The organism is Sphingomonas sp. UBA978, assembly GCF_002292295.1.
GTDB lineage: Bacteria > Pseudomonadota > Alphaproteobacteria > Sphingomonadales > Sphingomonadaceae > Sphingomonas.
The window spans coordinates 145,527-164,479 of sequence record NZ_DBBS01000011.1 but is presented as its reverse complement, the minus strand read 5'-3'; the positions used below and the strand labels follow the sequence as shown (position 1 = coordinate 164,479).

Annotated in this window: 21 protein-coding genes; 12 read left to right on the top strand and 9 right to left on the bottom strand. The window is 68.6% G+C overall.

Going from position 1 to position 18,953, the window contains the following annotated elements:
- Nucleotides 1-39: 39 nt before the first annotated feature.
- From B2515_RS05565 to B2515_RS05535, 7 genes are read right to left on the bottom strand one after another with little or no spacing between them, the layout of a single operon-like run.
- A complete protein-coding gene (locus B2515_RS05565) occupies nucleotides 40-777 on the bottom strand; it encodes a flagellar basal body L-ring protein FlgH (protein ID WP_293874622.1) in 738 nt (245 codons plus the stop codon).
- 1 nt (nucleotide 778) lies between these two features.
- Nucleotides 779-1,567: a flagellar basal-body rod protein FlgG gene (flgG, locus tag B2515_RS05560; protein ID WP_293874620.1), complete on the bottom strand. Its 789-nt coding sequence runs from the start codon at nucleotides 1,565-1,567 to the stop codon at nucleotides 779-781.
- 12 nt (nucleotides 1,568-1,579) lie between these two features.
- A complete protein-coding gene (locus B2515_RS05555) occupies nucleotides 1,580-2,332 on the bottom strand; it encodes a flagellar basal body rod protein FlgF (RefSeq protein WP_293874619.1) in 753 nt (250 codons plus the stop codon).
- A gap of 26 nt (nucleotides 2,333-2,358) precedes the next feature.
- A complete protein-coding gene (locus B2515_RS05550) occupies nucleotides 2,359-3,627 on the bottom strand; it encodes a flagellar hook protein FlgE (RefSeq protein ID WP_293874617.1) in 1,269 nt (422 codons plus the stop codon).
- Nucleotides 3,628-3,680: 53 nt separating this feature from the next.
- Entirely contained in the window at nucleotides 3,681-4,397 is a 717-nt protein-coding gene (locus B2515_RS05545; protein ID WP_293874615.1) for a flagellar hook assembly protein FlgD, read from the bottom strand.
- A 4-nt stretch (nucleotides 4,398-4,401) separates the two neighbouring features.
- Complete coding sequence (gene flgC, locus B2515_RS05540; RefSeq protein ID WP_293874614.1) at nucleotides 4,402-4,809, bottom strand: flagellar basal body rod protein FlgC; 408 nt, start codon at nucleotides 4,807-4,809, stop codon at nucleotides 4,402-4,404.
- Between the two features lie 4 nt (nucleotides 4,810-4,813).
- Nucleotides 4,814-5,161 carry a flagellar basal body rod protein FlgB gene (locus B2515_RS05535; RefSeq protein WP_293874613.1) on the bottom strand — a complete coding sequence of 116 codons (348 nt, stop codon included), beginning with the start codon at nucleotides 5,159-5,161 and terminating at the stop codon, nucleotides 4,814-4,816.
- Nucleotides 5,162-5,575: 414 nt separating this feature from the next.
- Here B2515_RS05535 and B2515_RS05530 point away from each other — a divergent pair, with 414 nt between their 5' ends.
- The 8 genes from B2515_RS05530 (at nucleotide 5,576) to B2515_RS05495 (ending at nucleotide 11,915) form a co-directional block, all read left to right on the top strand.
- Complete coding sequence (locus B2515_RS05530; RefSeq protein WP_293874612.1) at nucleotides 5,576-6,223, top strand: motility protein A; 648 nt, start codon at nucleotides 5,576-5,578, stop codon at nucleotides 6,221-6,223.
- Nucleotides 6,220-6,741, top strand: coding sequence for a hypothetical protein (locus B2515_RS05525; protein WP_293874611.1), 522 nt, complete (start codon nucleotides 6,220-6,222; stop codon nucleotides 6,739-6,741). The genes B2515_RS05530 and B2515_RS05525 overlap by 4 nt, the downstream gene beginning before the upstream one ends.
- A complete protein-coding gene (locus tag B2515_RS05520; protein WP_293874610.1) occupies nucleotides 6,738-7,262 on the top strand; it encodes a flagella basal body P-ring formation protein FlgA in 525 nt (174 codons plus the stop codon). Before B2515_RS05525 ends, B2515_RS05520 begins: the two co-directional genes overlap by 4 nt.
- Before the next feature lie 89 nt (nucleotides 7,263-7,351).
- Nucleotides 7,352-7,654, top strand: coding sequence for a flagellar biosynthesis anti-sigma factor FlgM (flgM, locus tag B2515_RS05515; RefSeq protein ID WP_293874609.1), 303 nt, complete (start codon nucleotides 7,352-7,354; stop codon nucleotides 7,652-7,654).
- On the top strand, nucleotides 7,641-7,955 hold the full coding sequence (locus tag B2515_RS05510) for a flagellar protein FlgN (RefSeq protein ID WP_293874608.1): 315 nt from the start codon (nucleotides 7,641-7,643) through the stop codon (nucleotides 7,953-7,955). The genes flgM and B2515_RS05510 overlap by 14 nt, the downstream gene beginning before the upstream one ends.
- Nucleotides 7,956-8,171: 216 nt before the next feature.
- Nucleotides 8,172-9,032 (top strand): lytic transglycosylase domain-containing protein, encoded by an 861-nt coding sequence (locus B2515_RS05505; RefSeq protein WP_293874607.1) that lies wholly within the window; start codon nucleotides 8,172-8,174, stop codon nucleotides 9,030-9,032.
- A gap of 1 nt (nucleotide 9,033) precedes the next feature.
- A complete protein-coding gene (flhA, locus tag B2515_RS05500; protein ID WP_293874606.1) occupies nucleotides 9,034-11,112 on the top strand; it encodes a flagellar biosynthesis protein FlhA in 2,079 nt (692 codons plus the stop codon).
- On the top strand, nucleotides 11,109-11,915 hold the full coding sequence (locus B2515_RS05495) for a sigma-70 family RNA polymerase sigma factor (RefSeq protein WP_293874605.1): 807 nt from the start codon (nucleotides 11,109-11,111) through the stop codon (nucleotides 11,913-11,915). Before flhA ends, B2515_RS05495 begins: the two co-directional genes overlap by 4 nt.
- A 175-nt stretch (nucleotides 11,916-12,090) precedes the next feature.
- Here the strand turns inward: B2515_RS05495 and msrA are convergent, their stop codons facing one another.
- Nucleotides 12,091-12,630, bottom strand: a complete 540-nt coding sequence (msrA, locus tag B2515_RS05490) for a peptide-methionine (S)-S-oxide reductase MsrA (protein WP_293874604.1) — start codon at nucleotides 12,628-12,630, stop codon at nucleotides 12,091-12,093.
- Between the two features lie 95 nt (nucleotides 12,631-12,725).
- On the opposite strand from msrA, the gene galE reads away from it, so the two are divergent.
- The gene (gene galE, locus B2515_RS05485) at nucleotides 12,726-13,703 is read left to right on the top strand and encodes a UDP-glucose 4-epimerase GalE (protein ID WP_293874603.1); all 978 of its coding nucleotides are present in this window, start codon (nucleotides 12,726-12,728) and stop codon (nucleotides 13,701-13,703) included.
- A gap of 60 nt (nucleotides 13,704-13,763) precedes the next feature.
- Here the strand turns inward: galE and B2515_RS05480 are convergent, their stop codons facing one another.
- On the bottom strand, nucleotides 13,764-14,444 hold the full coding sequence (locus tag B2515_RS05480; RefSeq protein WP_293874602.1) for a phosphatase PAP2 family protein: 681 nt from the start codon (nucleotides 14,442-14,444) through the stop codon (nucleotides 13,764-13,766).
- Between the two features lie 374 nt (nucleotides 14,445-14,818).
- On the opposite strand from B2515_RS05480, the gene B2515_RS05475 reads away from it, so the two are divergent.
- The 3 genes from B2515_RS05475 to B2515_RS05465 are packed head-to-tail and all read left to right on the top strand — an operon-like array spanning nucleotide 14,819 to nucleotide 18,949.
- On the top strand, nucleotides 14,819-16,972 hold the full coding sequence (locus B2515_RS05475; RefSeq protein WP_293874601.1) for a TonB-dependent siderophore receptor: 2,154 nt from the start codon (nucleotides 14,819-14,821) through the stop codon (nucleotides 16,970-16,972).
- Nucleotides 16,973-16,985: 13 nt separating this feature from the next.
- On the top strand, nucleotides 16,986-17,528 hold the full coding sequence (locus B2515_RS05470; RefSeq protein ID WP_293874600.1) for a hypothetical protein: 543 nt from the start codon (nucleotides 16,986-16,988) through the stop codon (nucleotides 17,526-17,528).
- On the top strand, nucleotides 17,525-18,949 hold the full coding sequence (locus tag B2515_RS05465; protein ID WP_293874599.1) for a PepSY-associated TM helix domain-containing protein: 1,425 nt from the start codon (nucleotides 17,525-17,527) through the stop codon (nucleotides 18,947-18,949). Before B2515_RS05470 ends, B2515_RS05465 begins: the two co-directional genes overlap by 4 nt.
- Nucleotides 18,950-18,953 lie beyond the last annotated feature (4 nt).

Below are 18,953 nucleotides of genomic sequence, written 5' to 3'. Positions count from 1 at the left end.
GAGCGGCGCAGCCGCGGAAGGGTGAGGGTGACGACAGCATCAGAACGGCGAGACGACGGAGAAGAAGCGGCTGAGCCAGCCCTGTCGCCCGGCGCGGGCGACGTCGCCCTTGCCGGTATAGGCGATCTGCGCGTCCGCCACCCGGGTCGACAGCACGCGATTGTCCGCGCCGACGTCGGCGGTGCGGACGATGCCCTTGATCCGGACGAATTCGTCGCCGCGGTTGAGCGTCACCCGCTTCTGGCCCTGCACCAGCATCGTGCCGTTGGGATAGACTTCGGCGACGGTGACGGAGACTTCGCCCGACAGCGAATTGGCCTGGTCGGCCTGCCCCTGCCCGTTAAAGCCGCGGCCGCCGCTCAGCGTCGCATCGGTGGTGTTGAACAGGTTGAGCGCGCCGGTGGTCGGCAGCGTGATGCTGCCCTGCCCCTTCGAATCGAGCTTCGAACTCGACGATTTCGACGCGGCGGTGCGCTCGACCAGCACGATCGTCAGCGGGTCGCCGACGCGACGGGCGCGCCAGCCCTCGTACAGCGCGGCATAGCCGTCGCTCGCCTGAAAGATCGACCCGTTGGCGGGCGCGGGCGCGGGTGCGACGGGCGCTCGGACGACGGTGAAGTCCTCCGGCGGCTTCTTCTTGCCGAAGACGCTGGCATCGGCCTGACCGGGCGCGAGCGCGGCGAGGACCAGCAGGCCGGACGCCGCGGCGAGCGCGATCTCGGCCCAATGTCCGACCAGAAAGGCGCCGGGGCGGAAGGGGTTGGGAGCGGATGCCATGTTACAGGTTCTGGTTCACGTATTTGAGCATTTCGTCGGAGGACGAGATCATCTTCGAATTGACCTCATAGGCGCGCTGCGTCTCGATCATGTCGACCAGTTCCTCGACGACGTTGACGTTGGACGCCTCGAGATTGCCCTGCCGCACCCGGCCGCGGCCATCCTCGCCGGCGATGCCGAGATTGGCGGCACCCGAGGAGGCGGTTTCCTTCAGATAATTGTCGCCGGTCGACTGCAGCCCGGTGGGATTGGCGAAGCTCGCGACCTGGATCTGGCCGATGTTGGTGCCTTCGGTCTGGCCCGGCACCTGTGCGGTGACGGTGCCGTCGGTGCCGATCGTCACCTGCGTCGCGTTGGTCGGCACGGTGATGCCGGGCATCACCTGATAGCCTTCCGACGTCACGAGCAGCCCTTCGGGGCTGCGGTTGAAATTACCGGCGCGGGTATAACCGAGATCGCCGCCGGGCAGCTGCACCTGGAAATAGCCGTCGCCGTCGAGCGCGAGATCGAAGCTGTTGCCGGTCTGCGTCAGCGACCCCTGCGTGTCGATGCGGGCGGTGCCCTGCACCTTCACGCCGGTGCCGAGGTTGAGGCCGGTCGCGTACTTCGTCTCGGCCGTCGACTGCGCGCCCGGCGCGGTGATGGTCTGGTAGGCGAGCGTTTCGAACGCGGCGCGGTCGCGCTTGAACCCCGTCGTGTTGACGTTGGCGAGGTTGTTCGAGATGACCCGCATGCGCGTATCCTGGGCGTCGAGCCCGGTGCGCGCGATGTGCATGGCGGAGGAGGACATCGTGTCTGTTCCTTAGCTCGGGAGGCGCATCACGGATGTGCTGCTCTCGTCCATATCCTTGGCCGATTTCATGAGGTTGGCCTGAACCTCGTAACTGCGCTGGTTCTCGATCATGTCGACCAGCGCCTGCGTCATGTTGACATTGGAGCCTTCCAGCGCACCGCCCTGGACCTTGGCGTCCAGATTGGCGGGCAAGGTGCCGCCGCCCTTGACGCGGAGCAGATTGTCCATGCCCTTCAGCGTCACCGAACCCTTGGTATCGACCAGCTTGAGCCGGTCGAGCACCTGCGCGTTCCGGGGGTCGCCGCCCTGCGGCACGATGCTGATCGTGCCGTCGGCGGAGATCGTCAGGCTGTCGTGCGGCGGCACCGTGATCGGCCCCGCCTGCCCCTGGACGATGAAGCCGTCGCCGGTCTGGAGCACGCCCGATGCGGCGACGTCGAGGTCGCCGCGGCGGGTATAGGCCTCGCTGCCGTCGCCGGCCTGCACCGCCAGCCAGTCATTGGCGCCGCTGATCGCGACGTCGAGCGCGCGGCCGGTCGACTGGATCGACCCGGGCGCGCGATCGGCATCGGTCACTTCTTCGCTGGTCGGCATGCGCGCCTCCAGCTGCGCGCCGCCGCCCTTCAGCTCGATCCGGTCGAAGACGACGCGGTCGGCGCGAAAGCCCGTGGTGGACGCGTTCGCCATGTTGTTGGCGATCGCCGCCTGCGCCTGCATATGCGCACGCAGGCCGGTCGCCGCCGTATAGACCAGCTTGTCCATTCAGGCCTCCGCTCCGCCGCCGTCGCTTAGTTGCGGATCTGGATGATGGTCTGCGAGACCTGGTTCGCGGTATCGAGCGCCTTCGAGTTCGCCTGGAAGTTGCGCTGTGCCGCGATCAGGTTGACCAGTTCCTCGGTGATGTCGACGTTCGACCCTTCGATCTGGCCCGACATCAGCGAGCCGAAGCCGTCCGCACTTGCCGAACCCAGCGTCGCCGTGCCGGACAGGCCGGTCGCCGACCAATAGCTGTTGCCGATCTGGCGCAGGCCGGTCGGCGTCGAGAATTTGGCCAGCGCGACCTTGCCGAGCGGGACGATGTCGCCGTTCGAGAAGCTCGCCTGGATCAGGCCTTCGGAATTGACCGTCACGCCCGACAGCTGGCCGACGGCGACGCCGTCCTGGCTCTTGCTGTTGACCGCGAAGGCGGAGGCGAGCTGCGTCGAATTGGCGAGGTTGAGCGAAACCGTCTGCACCGCGGCACCCGACAGCGGGATGAAGTCGTCATATTTGATCGGCGTGGTCGGCGTCGCGATCGCACCCGTCGTGTTGAAGGTGATCTCCTGCGGCGCCTTGCTGCCGCCCACTTCCAGCTGCTTGTCGCCGATATAGGTATAGACCTGCCACGTGCTCGCGGTGTTGGTCGTCGCATCCGGCACCTTCGAACGGACGTAATAGCTCGTCATCGTCATCGGGTTGCCGTTGGCGTCGTAGATGCGCGTCGCGACCGAGTTGTTGTAGGTCGTCGTGTCGGTACGATCGAACACCTTCTTGTTGACGGTCGAGGTGCCCGACAGGTTGATCGCGGTCGACACGTCCTTCGTCGCGACCGGCGTGCCGCTCGACTGCTGCAACTGCAGGTTGGTGAGGCCGTCCTCGCCCGTCGCGGTGACGTTGCCGTCGCCGTCGACCGGATAGACCATCAGGAAGCTGCCCTGCGCGTCGACGACGTTGCGGCTCGAATCGACCGAGAAGGCGCCGTTGCGGGTATAGGCGATCGTGTCGCTGGCGCCGGTGGTCTTCACCGTGAAGAAGCCTTCGCCCATCACCGCGAGGTCGAGCGCGTTGGTCGTCCCCTGCAGGTTGCCTTCCTTGAACTGCTGCGTCGTCGCCTTCACGACCACGCCCGAACCGACCATCTTGCGCGGATCGGTCGACACGCTCGAGGCGATGACGTCGGAGAATTCGACGCGGCTCTTCTTGAACCCGGTGGTCGAGACGTTCGCGAGATTGTGCGAGATCGTGTTCATGTCGGTCTGCGAAGCCTGGAGACCGGAGAGCGAGGTGTAGAAGGACATCGGGTTACTCCTTGGAAGCTGTAATCGGTTGGTGCGGGATCAACGGGGCTGGATCAGGTGGCGGAGCGGACGTCGGACGGATCGACGTCGCCGACCCCGACGACCTTGAGCTTGGGCGCGCCGCTGGAGGGCAGCGACACCGATTCGACCGGCGCCCAGACGAGCGTGCGGCTGGTGACCGTCTTGTCGCCGCTGGTGGCGAAGGCGGTGATGGTGAAGGGACCGGCGCCGACGTCGTTGCCCGAACCGTCCTTGCCGTCCCACTCGAACGCCGTGGTGCCCTTCTTCTGCGCGCCGAGCTGCAGCGAGCGAAGCGTGCCGCCCTGCGCATCGGCGATCGAGACGGTGACCGCGGTCGCCGCATCGTCCAGCTCGACCGCGCCGTCGAGGCCGCCGGCCGCGCGCGGATAGGCGGTCGATCCCTCGGTCAGCACGGTCTTGCCGACATAGGCCATCGCATCGCTGGCGGTGGTCGAGCCGAGCTTGGTCGCGACGCCGGACAGCGTCTTGTTCATCTCGCTGATGCCGGCGACGGACGAGAATTGCGCCATCTGCGCGACCATCTGGGTGTTGTCCATCGGCGCGAACGGGTCCTGGTTCTTGAGCTGCGTGGTCAGCAGCGTCAGGAAGTCGGACTGGTCGAGCGTCGTCTTGGTCGCCCCCGTGGCGGTCGAGGCGCCGCTTGCGGTGGTGGTGTTGGCGGTCGACTTGGCGCGCGTGATCCCGAGGGTCTGCAGCGTCGAGTCGAAGGCGGTCGATGTCGTTGCCATGATCTTAGCGGCCCAGCTTGAGGGTATCGATGGTGAGCTGCTTGGCAGTGTTCATCACCTCGACGTTGTTCTGGTAGGAACGGGCCGTCTCCATCATGTCGACGAGCTCGCGGCTTTCGTCGACGGCGGCCTGGTAGATATTGCCATCCTTGTCGGCGAGCGGGTTGTTCGGGTCGTAGACCTTGGTCGGCGCCTCGCCCGCGGTGACGATCTTCTCGACATCGACGGTGGCAAGGCCCGATGCCGCATCGAAGCTGGTGCGGAACACCGGCTTCATCGTCTTGTACGCGGTCTCGGCGGAGCCGGTCGTCCCGCCGGCATTGGCGAGGTTCGACGCGGTGGTGTTCATGCGGACGAGCTGCGCGCTCATCGCGCGGCCCGCCACCTGAAAGACGCTCATCGGATCGGCCATCGGCTTATTCCCCCTTCAGCGCGCGGGTGATCTGGCCGATCCGCCCGTTCAGGAACGACAGCGTCGTCTGATACTGGACGGCGTTTTCGGCGAAGGCGGTCTGTTCCTGGTTGAGCTCGACGGTGTTGCCGTCCATCGAGGTCTGCAACGGCACGCGATAGCCGGTCGCGGCGGTGATCCCGTCCTGACCCGCATCCCGCTCCATCGAGGCGAGCGCCGACTTGAAGTCGATGTCGCGCGCCTTGAAACCGGGCGTGGAGGAGTTGGCGATGTTCGACGCGAGCACGCCCATGCGCTGCGAGCGCACTTCGAGCGCGGCTCCGTGAACTCCGAACAGACTGTCTGCGGCCATCGGCCCAAATCTCCGGCGCACCATTGCGCTGCCGGGGAATAAGCAACCGCCGTGCCAGTTTTCGAATTCCGGGGCCGGAGACGCGAATTTTCCCGCTTTGCCGGGGGATGGCCGGGCGGCGGCAAGGCGGGCGGCAACCGGTTGCCGGTGTTTGCCGCCGTTTGCCGGAGAGCGGCAACGCGCCGCGGACCCTCCCCTAGGGTGGATCGACATTCAGATGATGACGTGCCGAAAACGGTGGTTTTGCGTGACCCGGAGCGCAGCGTACTTTCGGTACGTGAGCACCGGAAGCGCGCGAAACCGCCGTTTGCAGGCGTCAGGGCTGAATGTCGATCGGCCCTAGATCGCCGGAACCCGTCCAGGGCGCCCGGGCATCCCGGCGAAACTGGCCCGCAGCTTGCAAGACACTCGCGCATGTTGATCGCCCAGCTCTTCGATCCCGTCGCGCTTGCCATCGTCGGTGGCGGCACGCTGCTTGCCACATTGCTCCGCTCGCCCCTGCGCGACGTGGCACGGTCGCTGTCGGCGTTGCGCGTCCTGACGCGCCGGCCGTTCCGCGCCGACGCGCTGCTCGAACAGATTGCGGCGCAGGCGCGGATCGCCAGGCGCCACGGCATCGTCGCGCTCGACAAATCGGTGATCGCCGATCCCGACGTCGCCGCCGCGATCGCCGCGATCGTCGACGGCGCGATCCCGCGCGAGGTCGAGGCGGTGCTGCGCTATCGCCGGCAGGCGCGCGTCGAGCGCCATGTCGCCGCCGCCGACGTCTGGTCCGCCGCTGCGGAGGCCGCCCCGGCGATGGGCATGGTCGGCACGCTGATCGGCCTCGCCGGCATGTTCGCCAACATGACCGATCCCAAGGCGATCGGCGGCGCGATGGCGATCGCGCTGCTCGCGACGCTGTACGGCGCGCTGCTCGCCAACCTGCTGCTGATGCCGATCTGCCATCGCCTGCGCGCCGCCGGCCGCATCGAGGCGTTCGAGCGCGTCCGGATCGAGGCGCCGCTCGTCGCACTCGCGCTGCGCGAGACGCCGCGCCACCAGTTGCAAAGCGTCGCATGACCGACGTCGCGCTCTATCCCGATCCGGCGCCCGCCAAACCGCTCTGGCTGGTGACGCTGGCCGATCTCGCCTTGCTGCTGGTCGGCTTCTTCGTCTTGCTTCAGGCGAGCGAAAAACCGCGCGCGGTCACCGATGCGCTGCGCGTCAGCTTCGGCGGCAATCCCGCGCCCGCGCCTGCCCCGCTGCCGGTCATGGCAGCGGGCATGGTCGACTTTGCGCCCGGGTCTGCCGGCCTGCCGGAAGACCCGGCGGCGGTCGTCGCCTGGGCACGCGAGGCGGCGCGCGATCCGCGCGTCGCGCTCACCGTCACCGGATCGACTGACGGCAGCACCGCCGACGTCGACCCCGGCACCGGCAGCGCCGCGATCCTCGCCGCCGACCGCGCCCGCGCCCTTGCCGCGACGCTGACGGGGGTCAGCCGCCGGATCACCGTCACCACCGCCCATCGCCCCGGCCGCCGCGCCGCGATCGTCACGCTCGCCTTTGTCGGCGAACAGCCTTCGGACCATCAGCCATGATCCTGTTTCCGCTCCTCCTCGCCCCCCTGCTCGCCGGCGGTGCTATCGCCTTTCAGGACACCGCCGGCCTCGACCGCGCGGTCGCCGCCTTCACCAGCCGGCCGGTCGGGGCGGAGGGCGGCGCGCGGACGCCGATCGATCCGCGGCTGCGGCTGGCGCAATGCTCCACCGTCGCGCTCGCGTGGCGGACCGAGGCGCATGATGCGGTGGTCGTGTCCTGCTCGGGGCCGGACTGGCGCATCTTCGTGCCGGTGATCCGCCCCGCATCGGCGGCACCGCCGACCGCGACCGCCCGCCCCGCGATGGTCATCGCGGCGAAGGCCGAACCGGTGATCCGGCGCGGCGACCCGGTGGTGATCGAGGCGGGATCGAACGGCTTTTCGATCAGCCGCGAAGGCGTTGCGATGGGCGATGCGCCTCCCGGCGGCCGCTTCCTGGTGAAGGTCGAGGACGCCAAGGGACCCGTCCAGGCGATCGCGATCGAACCGGGCCATGCGACCCTGCCCGGCTGGGGCCAGTGACGCACTCCGGACCCCGGAAATTTTTTTGCTAAACCTGCATCGCAACCGGCCGTTTATCCCTGTGTCAGGCAACACAGATAGGTGCGGACATGGTGGACTCGATCGGCTCAACGCCGCTGAACGGAAGTGGGAGCGTCTCGCGCGTCGCCGCACCCGCGGCTGCGCCGACGGTGCAGCCCGCACTGAAAAAGGCCGCAGAACAGGCGCCTGCGACGGATACGCAACTCGGCGCGCTGGCGCGGTCGCTTGCGGCATCGCCGCCGGTCGACGGCGATCGTGTCGAGCTCATCAAGGCGGCGATCCAGAACGGCTCCTTCCCCATCCTGCCGGCGACGATCGCCGACCGGCTCCTCGCACTCCGGCTGAACTGGGACGGTCATGACGCGGCGTGATGCCCTGATCCGCGTCATCGACGCGCTCCATGCGGAGATCGCCGCGCTGAAGGCGAACGACGTCACCGCGCTGGAACGTGCGACGCAGGACAAGCTTGCCGGCATCGAACAGGTCGCCTCGCTCGGTACCGGCCCCGCTGGCGACGAGATCCGCGAGCTGGCCGACGAAGCCAACCGGCTGAACGAAACCTGCCGCATCTACGTCAACCTGATGGCGGCAAATGTCCGCCGCCGCCTGCAAATCCTGACCGGCGATGCCGGCCACGGCTTCCGCCCGACGCTGGTCTCGGCCTACGCCTGACGCGATCGGGGGTTTTGCCGTTGTCTCACGGCTCCTGTCATCCGCCCCTTCTTCCGTCATCCCGGCGCATGCCGGGATCCATGGACCCACCGCAGCGGCTGACGGGGCTCCAACGCTGACGTCGGCGTAACCACGGGTTCCGGCGTCTGCCGGGGCGACGAACTGGCACGGTCCTTGCTCAACACCCATCGACAACAGGGGTGTGTTCTTTCCGCAATGACCGTCAATCCGATTTCTGCCGGACGCGTCCAATCCGCGATCGCGCTTGCGAGCAGCAAGACGGGCGTCGATTTCGACTATCTGCTGGGCCAGGCCAAGATCGAGAGCGGCCTGAACGCCAGCGCGCGCGCCGGCACCTCCTCGGCATCCGGCCTGTACCAGTTCGTCGAACAGAGCTGGCTTGCGGTCGTCAAGAAACATGGCGCGGAACACGGGCTCGGCTGGGCCGCCAACAGCATCGGCCAGACCGCCGGCGGGCGCTATACCGTCGGTGACAGCGCGACCCGCTCCGCCATCCTGAATCTGCGCAACGACCCCACCGCCGCATCGCTGATGGCGGCCGAACATGCCTCCGACAACAAGGACGTGCTCGAGGGCGCGCTGGGCCGTTCGGCCAACGGCACCGACCTCTACATGGCGCATTTCCTCGGCATCGGCGGCGCCAAGAAATTCCTGTCGGCGATGCAGACCAACCCCGGCGCGACCGCGGCGTCGCTGTTCCCGCAGGCGGCCGGCGCCAACCGCTCGATCTTCTACGCCGCCAACGGCCAACCACGCACGCTGTCGGCGATCTACCAGCGCTTCGCCGACAAGCTCGGCGCAGCGGGCGACAGCGTCACCGAGACGCGCAACGCCAACCTCGCCTTCGCCGCGCAGGCGCTCGCGATGGGGGATTCGACCGTCGTCACCGGCGGCAACGAAAGCGCCGAGGATGCGCTCGCCTGGGCCACGCAGGCCCTGAACGGCATGGGCGGGCGCCTCAACACGAGCGCGACGGCGGCAAACAGCCTGCTGCGCCCGTCCCCGAACAACGCGCGGCTCGCCTATATGATGCTCGCCGGCATGGGGGGCCGCTGACGTGAACAAGCTGCTCGCCACCGGCCGCGGCGCCGCGCTGCCGCTCGCCATCCTGCTGCTCGTCGTCGTCATGGTCGTGCCGATCCCGGCGTTCCTGCTCGACATCTTCTTCGTCGCCAACATCGCGATCAGCCTCGCGGTGCTGATGGTGTCGCTCAACGCGCAGAAGCCCTTGGACTTCTCGTCCTTCCCGACCGTGCTGCTGTTCGCCACGCTGTTCCGCCTCGGCCTCAACGTCGCCTCGACCCGCATCGTGCTGGTCCACGGTCACGAGGGCGAGAGCGCCGCGGGCCATGTCATCGAGGCGTTCGGCACCTTCCTGATCGGCGGCGACTACGTCGTCGGCATCTTCGTCTTCGCGATCCTGATGATTATCAACCTGATCGTCGTGACCAAGGGCGCCGGCCGCGTGTCCGAAGTGTCCGCGCGCTTCACGCTCGACGCCCTGCCCGGCAAGCAGATGGCGATCGACGCCGATCTCAACGCCGGTCTCATCACCCCGGAAGACGCCAAGAAGCGCCGCGTCGAGGTATCGACCGAAGCCGATTTCTACGGCTCGATGGACGGTTCGTCCAAGTTCGTGAAGGGCGACGCGGTCGCCGCGCTGCTGATCCTCGCCGCCAACATCATCGGCGGCCTGATCCTGGGGCCGGTCAGCCACGGCATGACGATCGCCGCCGCCGCCAAGAGCTATATCCTGCTCGCGATCGGCGACGCGCTGGTCGCGCAGCTGCCCAGCCTGATGCTGTCGATCGCCGCCGCCGCGATCGTCACCCGCGTGTCGTCGGACAAGGATCTCGCCGGCCAGATCGGCGGCCAGTTCGGTAGCCCGCGCACCTGGACGCCAGTCGCGATCATCCTCGGCCTGCTCGGCCTGCTGCCCGGCATGCCGCACCTCGTCATCCTCGCCACCGCAGGGCTCGCCGGCTTCGCCGCGTGGAAGCTGCGCCAGATCGAGAAGCGCCCGGTCGCCGCCGCGCTGCCCGTCGCCGCCGAGGACCCCGTCGACCCCTCGACGATCGGCTGGGACGAGGTCACCGACGGAATGCAGGTCAATTTCGACATCGGCTACGGCCTCGTCCCGCTGGTCGACCCGCGGCGCGGCGCGCCGTTGATGGGGCGGATCACCGGCGTGCGCCGCCAGCTGTCGCGCGACCTCGGCTTCGTCGTGCCGCAATGCCGCGTGCGCGACGACATCAACCTCGCGCCCTACACCTATCGCATCCTCGTCAACGGCGTCGTGCTGGGCGAGGATCAGGTGTCCCCCGACGAGATGCTCGCGCTCGATACCGGTCAGGCCTATGGCGACCTCAGCGGCAAGAAGGCGAAGGACCCGACCTTCGGCCTCGACGCGACCTGGATTCCCGCCGGCGACGCCGATGCGGCGACCGGCGCGGGCTTCCTCGTCGTCGACGCCGGCACGGTCATGGCGACGCACCTCAACCACGTGCTCGGCGCCAACGCCACCGACCTGCTCGGCCCGGACGAGGTCCAGTCGCTGCTCGACGGGCTGAAGGAGCGCGCCGCGCAGCTGGTCGCGACGCTGACCCCCAACCCGCTGCCGCTCACCACCCTCACCCAGGTCCTCAAGGGCCTGCTCGCGGAGAACATCCCCTTGAAGGAGTTCCGTCGTATCGCGCAGGCGATCTCGGTCGCCGCCACCCGCAGCGCCGATGCCGAGGAGATCATCGAACTGATCCGCCCCGAGCTCGGCCCGCTCATCATCCAGAAGCTGTGCGGCGTGCGCGAGCCGCTGCGCGTGATGACGCTGGAGGGGCAGCTGGAAGGGCTGCTCGGCCAGGCCGCCCGCGCCGACCAGTCGCGCCGCCACGTCATCGAACCCGACCTCGGCCGCCGCATCGTCGATGCGCTGCAACAGGCGGCGCAGCCGCTGATCGCCGAGGCCAAGCCGTTCGCGCTCGTCGTCCAGCCGGCGATCCGCATCGCGATCCGCAAGCTGGTCAAGACCGTGCTGCCCGACACGCCGGTCCTCTCCTTCTTCGAGGTGCCGGAAGAAAAGGCGGTCGAGGTCGTCGCGGTGATCGGCGGATCGCAGCAGCATCAGGCGCTGGCGGCATGAGCGCCGAGCCGATGAAACTGGCGTTCGGCGACGCCCAGCCGGCGCCAGCCGGGATGGTCCCCATGCCGGCGCCGGCCGCCATGATCCCGGTCCAGCCGCTGACCTATTCGCGCGCGACGCGGCCGGGCGGCGATCAGGAAACGATGATCCGGCAGTATCTGCCGCTCGTCCGCCGCATCGCTTGGCACGTCCATGGATCGATGAGCACGATCGTCGACGTCGAGGACCTCGTCCAGATCGGCCTCGTCGCGCTGGTCGAGGCGGTCGGGCAGGCGCAGGAGCAGGGCGCGCAGTTCCGCGCCTATCTCCAGACCCGGCTGCGCGGCGCGATGATCGACGAACTGCGCCGGCAGGCGACCGCGACGCGCGGCGCGATGCGGCGCCGGCGGCAATATCAGGCCGCCATCGCCGCGGTGACGGCAAGAACCGGCCGCCCCCCCGATGAGGCGGCGCTGGCGACGGAACTGGGCGTATCGGTGGAGAAACTGCGTGCGGACTACGAAACGGCGGACGGCGTGAGGTTCGAATCGATCGATGAGGTCTATGCCGACGACCTGCCCTGGTTCGCCGACGACACGCCCGACGCGTTCGAACAGCTCGCCGAAAGCGACCTGCGCGACACGCTGATCGCCGCGATCGGCGCGCTGCCGGAACGCGAGGCGCAGGTCATCCAGCTCTATTACGTCGAGGAGCTGAACCTCGAGGAGATCGGCCAGGTGCTCGGCGTGGGATCGGCGCGCATCTGCCAGATCAAGGCCGCCGCCCATGCAAGACTGAAGAAGGCGCTGACCCGCAAGGTTTAGAGCGGGATGACATCAAACTGATCCGTCATTGCGAGCGCAGCGAAGCAATCCAGGGCGTCCTGGTACGGCTCTGGATTGCTTCGCTACGCTCGCAATGACCGGGGTGACGGAGGGCTTGGGGCGCCGGTTCGCCATCCGACGAAAGGCGCCCTCCCCATGACCGTGCAGCCCGAAATCAGGCCGTCACCGCCTTCGACCGTGCGGCGAAGCTCTTGCGCAGCTTCTGCAGCTTGGGCGGGATCACCGCCATGCAATAGGGGTTGGAACGCCCCGACGTTTCCCAATAATCCTGATGGTAATCCTCCGCCGGATACCATTGCGCCATCGGTTCGACCGTCGTCACGATCGGCTTCGCCGCATCCGCCTGCGCCCGCTCGATCGCGGCGCGCATCTCCGCCTCCTGCCGTTCGTCGGCCGGGAACACCGCCGAGCGATATTGCGTGCCGACGTCATTGCCCTGCCGGTTGAGCTGCGTCGGGTCGTGCGTCGCGAAGAAGATGTCGAGCAGGTCGCCCAGCTGCAACTGCTCGGGATCGAAGCCGATGCGGATCGCCTCGGCATGGCCGGTGTCGCCGCCGCACACCTGCTTGTAGGTCGGGTTGGGCACCGATCCGCCGATATAGCCGCTTTCGACGCTCTCCACACCGATCACGTCCTTGAACACCGCTTCGGTGCACCAGAAGCAGCCGCCGGCCAATGTTGCGTATTCCGTCATCACGATCTCCTTTGCCCCAATGTAGGAACAGGTTAGAGTGCGCAAAAGGCGGGAGCAGATCGGTGACTTCAAATAGCACGTTAAACGGCAAGGTAATGGTGACCGGCGGGGCCGGCTATATCGGCAGTCATGCGGTGCTCGCGCTGCTCGACGCCGGTTATGAGGTCGTCGTGATCGACAATCTCGTCACGGGTTTCGACTGGGCGGTCGATCCGCGCGCGACGCTGGTGCAGGCGAATATCGAGGACGATGCGGCGGTCCGCGCCACGATCCGCGACCACAAGGTCGCCGCGATCATGCATTTCGCCGGATCGGTGGTGGTGCCCGAATCGGTCAGCGACCCGCTCAAATATTACCGCAACAACACCGCCGCGACGCGCGCGCTGATCGAGAGCGCAGTCGGCGAGGGCGTGCCGCATTTCATCTTCTCGTCCACCGCCGCGACCTATGGCACGCCGGTGAAGGTGCCGGTGCAGGAAAACGATCCGCAGGTGCCGATCAATCCCTATGGCATGTCGAAGCTGATGACCGAGGCGATGCTGCGCGACGTCGCCGCGGCGCATCCGATCAACTATTGCGCGCTCCGCTATTTCAACGTTGCCGGCGCGGACCCGGAGGGCCGCTCGGGCCAGTCGACGGTCGGCGCCACCCACCTCATCAAGATCGCGGTCGAGGCGGCGACCGGCAAGCGTGACGCCGTCTCCGTGTTCGGCACCGATTTCGACACGCCCGATGGCACCGGCGTGCGCGACTATATCCACGTCAGCGACCTTGCCGCCGCGCATGTCGCCGCGCTCGAACTGCTCGTCGCCGAACCGGCGCAAAGCCACATCCTCAACGCGGGCTACAACCGTGGTTTCTCGGTCAACGAGGTGCTCGATGCGGTCGATCGCGTCACCAACCTGACGATCCAGCGCCGCTACGAGGGCCGCCGCGCCGGCGACCCCGCCGCGCTGGTCGCCGACAACAGCGCGATCCTCGCCACCCTGCCGTGGCGCCCGCAGCGCGACGACCTCGACACGATCGTCAAGGACGCGCTCGCCTGGGAACGCAAGCTCGCCGAGCGGGCGTAACCGCCGAAGCGCCGCCTCCCCCGTTCGCGCCGGACCCGAACGGGAGGATGGCGCGGGGGGCTAGCGCTCGCCGCCGATCGCCATTCGCGCCTGTGCGGTGGCGGTCCACCAGCCGAGCGCCCACAGCGTGCCGAAGCTCCACCCGGCGAGCACGTCGCTCGGCCAGTGGACGCCGAGGTAGACGCGGCTGCACCCGATCGCCCCGACCAGCAGGACCGCCGCGACCAGCAGATAGCGGCGCGCGGTCCGCTCGGGCGTCACCTGCCCGGCCAGCGCGGCGAGCGTCAGATAGACGATCGCGCTCGACGTCGCATGGCCGCTCGGAAAGCTGTAGCCGCTGACGTCGACCAGATGCGGGACCAGATCGGGGCGCGCGCGCAGCACCTGCCCCTTGATGAGGTCGACCGCCCAGCCGCCGGTCAGGCTGGCGAATGCGATGGCCAGCGCGGTCAGCCACAGCCGCTGCGCCAGTAGGAAGCCGACGACGAGCAGCACCACCAGCGTCAGCACGACGCCGCCGCCGAGCGCGGTGATATCGGCGGCGACCTTGGGCAGCCAGACCGGCCCGTGCCATTGCCGCAGGCCGAGGATGATGCTGCGATCGAAGGCGAAGGGATAGCGGCTGGTCGCGAACGCGCCGGCCAGCAGCACCGCCAGCCCCGCCGCGATGATCGCGAACCCGGCAAGCAGCGGCGGAAGGCGCCGCGCGCCGCGATGGGAGGGCAGGGCTGGCTGGGTCATGGGTCCGGGGTCCACGTGCGAACGCCCCGACGGTGCCGGACGCGACCGACGAAGTCGAGTCTGCGTGGGGCGAGCCGGATCGGCACGACCCTTTCGCGATCGCGGCCGGCCCGACACGCTCGCCCCGTCACCCCGGACTCGGTCCGGGGTCCGCCGTGCTGCTCGCCCCCCGCCGTCGACTGCGCGACACGGTGGACGCCGGCACCCGTCCGGACCGGCGAGGTGCCGGATCGTCGGCCGTTACCCCTTCCCCACCTCGCGCCGGCGCCTAACCTACCAGTCCATCGCCACATTTCCTCCGCAAGATAATGATAACGACTTGCAATAGCCGGCTTACGCGCTATGCGCTCGGGCAGTTCACGGAGTAAGACGACATGACCGCCCTGATCGCCCTGCTGGCCGCTACCGCCGCAGTCTCGCCGACGGCGTCCGCCCCGGCCGCCGATTCGGCGAGGGATTCGACCACCGGCGCGGAGGACCCGCAGCGCACCGACGACATCATCGTCACCGGCCAGCGCAGCGAGGGCAGCGACGATTACGGCGTCAAGAACCAGCGGACGGCGACGCGCCTGCCGCTCAGCCAGCGCGAGACGCCGCAGTCGATCAGCGTCGTCACCCGCGCGCAGATCACCGATTTCCAGCTCAACGACGTCAACGCGCTGCTGACCACGGTGCCGGGCATCAGCGTCTTCGCCGGCGAGACCGATCGCGTCTATTATTCGGCGCGCGGCTTCGACATCCAGACTTTCCAGATCGACGGCATCGGCCTGCCCTTTTCGTTCGGCATCCAGACCGGGTCGCTCGACACCGCGATCTACGACCGGATCGAGGTGGTGCGCGGCGCACCGGGCCTGCTCTCGCCGACCGGCAATCCCTCCGCGGTCATCAACTTCGTCCGCAAGCGCCCCTATCGCGAGCTCAAGGCGACGGCGAGCGCGCAATATGGCTCGTTCGACGCGCTGCGGCTGGACGGCGACGTCAGCGTGCCGCTGACCGCCGACGGCAGCGTCCGCGCGCGGGCGGTCGGCGCCTATGCGAACAGCGACAGCTATATCGACCGCTACAGGCTGAAGCGCTGGACCGGCTATGGCATCGTCGAGGCGGACCTCGGCCCCAATACCGTCATCAGCGCCGGCTATGGCCATCAGGACCACACCAGCCGCGGCGCGATGTGGGGCGCGCTGCCGCTCTATTACACCGACGGCAGCCGCATCGACTACAAGCGGTCCGCCAATTACGCGCCCGACTGGTCGAGCTGGAACGTCGTTGACCGCCAGATCTTCGGCGACCTCACCCATGACATGGGCAACGGCTGGACCGCCAAGCTCTCGGTGCTGCGCAAGGCGACCGACGAGGACAACACCCTGTTCTACGTCTACGGCAATCCCGATCGCGCCACCGGCCTCGGCATCGCCAGCTATCCGGGCGCATTCCTGGGCGACACGCGCAACCTGACGATCGACGCCTATGCCGGCGGGCCGGTCGACATCGCGGGCCGCCGCCACGACGTGATGTTCGGCGTGATGCGCGGCGCGGAGCGCTACCGGCAATATTCCAGCTACGACAATGCCACGATCGGCGTGTCGCTGCCGCTCGACACCTTCCTGAACGGCACCTTCGCCCGGCCGAACTTCCCGACGCCCTATACGCTCAGCCTCGACACCAATACCCGGCGCGAAACGGTCTACGGCCTCGTCCGCCTCAACCTTGCCGATCCGTTCAAGGTGATGGTCGGCGGCAATTACACGCACGCGCGCAGCGAGGGCGCCTCCTATGGCGCGCCGACCGCCTATGACCACAAGCGCTTCCTGCCCTTCGTCGGCGCCACCTTCGACCTGACCGGGGCGGTCAGCGCCTATGCCAGCTATGCAACCATCTTCAATCCCCAGACCGAATTCGACACCAACAACCGCCTGCTCGATCCGATCAAGGGCGACAATATCGAGGCGGGGCTGAAGGGCGCGTGGTTCGGCGGGCGCTTCAACGCCAGCGCGGCGGTGTTCCAGGCGCGCCAGCGCAACACCGCCGAGGCGGCCGGCTTCGACACGGTGCTCGGCCGCACCATCTATCGCGGGGTCGACGCCACCTCGCAGGGGATCGAGCTGGAGGTCGGCGGCAATCCCGTGCAGGGGCTGCAGGTCACCGGTGGCTTCACGACGATGCGCGTCCGCGGCGACGACGACCAGGCGGTGCGCACCTTCGTGCCGCGCAACACCGCACGCCTCAACCTGACCTATACGCCGGCGCCGCTGCCGGCGCTGAAGCTCGGCGCGTCGATGCAATATCAGAGCCGCTTCTATTTCGAGCCCGGCACCAATTCGGTCACCACCGGCCAGCCGATCCGGCTGACGCAGGGCAATTACGCGCTGCTCGACCTGCTCGCCCGCTACGACCTCACGCCGCGCATCGCCGTGAGCGCCAATGTGCGCAACGTCACCAACGCCAAATATCTGACCGCGCTGACCTTCGACCAGAGCCGCTATGGCGCGCCGCGGACGGTGCTCGGCACGATCAGCCTGCGCTATTGATCGGCGACCGGTCGTGATTGCCGCCGCGCTGCTCCTCATCCTCGTTGCGGTCGCGCTGGTCCGGCTCGGCTGGGGCGGACGACGCGGCGTCGCCGGCGCCGGCTGGGCGCTCGGCATCGCCGCGCTGCTCATGCTGGCGGCGCGCGATGGCGCCTGGGGACTGGCGATCGGCACCGTCACCGGCATCGCCGCCGCGCTCGCTTTCGTCCTCCATGCCGGCTGGACCTCGCCCGCGAAGACGCGCCGCGCGCCGCGCGAGGCGCCGGCGATCCTGCTGCCGCGGCGTTGGCACGATCTCGGCCGGCGCGTGCTGGTGTTCGTGCTCGTCGTGCCGATCGCCTTCTGCGCGGCGCAATGGCTCGCCTTCGCCGTGCAGGCGGTGGCGCGGCGGGCCGGTGCCGGGGATGCCGACACGATGGTGATGACGCTGTTGCTGCAACCGATCCTGTGGGCGGTGCTGATGGCCTGGCAGATGACCCGCGCCGGCCCGGCCCGCATGGTAGCCCCACCCGCCGCCGCCGCGCTGCTCGGCACCGCTTTGTGGTGCGCGGCATGACCGGCACCCGCGTCCAGCGCGCGCTCGGCGGCCACGCCGCGATCGGCTTGCTCGTCAGCGCGCTGCTCTACCTGATCGCGCTGTCGGGCACGCTGATCGTCGTCCACGACCGCTGGCAGCGCTGGGAACAGCCAGACATCGTCGAGACTGCGACGCTGTCGCCGGCGGCGGTGCAGGCAGCGATGCAGGCGGCGCTGGTCCGCGACCGCGGCAAGCCGCCGACCACGCACCTCTACATCCGGCTGCCGAACGAGGATCTGCCGCGCGGCGTGGTGACCACCGATCACGGCGCCTCCTATGTCGACGGCTCCGGTCAGATCGTCGGCCGCGAGGCGCACAGCTGGACCGAATTCCTGATCGGCCTGCACGAATATCTGCACCTGCCCGCGACCTGGGGGGTGATCCTGGTCGGCGCGCTCGGCGTCGCGCTGGCGGCGCTGGTCGTCACCGGCGTGCTGGCGCACCCGCGCATCCTGCGCGACGCCTTCCGCCTGCGCATGCGCCAGGACCCGCAGATCGCACGCGCCGACTGGCACAACCGCATCGGCGTCTGGACGCTGCCCTTCGTCCTCGCGGTCGCGCTGACCGGCGCGTTCATCGGTCTCGGCAGCGTCGGCACGACGATGCTCGCGCGCGCCTATGCCGGCGGCAAGCTCGAGGCGATCTATGCGCCCGTCTTCGGCCACGAACCCGCGCCGAACCCGGCGAAGGCCGCCTTGCCCGACATCGCCACCGCCCTCGCCGCGGTCCGGACGCGGGTGCCCGAGGCGGTGCCGACCTATGTCATCGTCCACGAACCCGGCACGATGGGCCAGCACGTGCAGGTGATCGCGGAGCATCCGCGGCGGCTGATCTATGGCGAAACCTATGCCTTCGACGCGCGCGGCGGCTGGCGCGGCCCGGTCGGGCTCGCCGACGGGGCGATCGGCCAGCAGGTCGCGGCCTCCGCCTATAATCTCCATTTCGGCAATTACGCCGGCCTGCCGGTCGAGATCGCCTATATCCTGTTCGGTCTGGGGCTGTGCGTGGTGACGGCGACGGGCACGTCGCTGTGGCTGCGCAAACGCCAGCGGCGCGGGCTCGGCGGCACGCGGCTGACCGCCTGCTGGAGCGTCGTGATCTGGGGAACGCCGCTGTTGATCGTCGCGCTGGCATGGCTGCGCGCGCTCGCCGGCCCCGACGTGCCGCTCGCCACCGTCTTCTGGAGCGCCCTCGCCGCCGCCATCGCCGCCGCGGCGGCGCGGCCGAGTTGGTTTCCGGACGTCGCGCTACGGACGATCCTCGCAGCGGCGCTGATCGCGACCGCGCTCGTCCACCTGCTGCTGTTCCGCACCGCGCCGGGGAGCGTGCTCGCGATCGACGTCATCGTGCTGGCGCTGGCGATCGCCGCCCTCACGCTGAGCCGCCGCCGGTCGGCCTGACGCC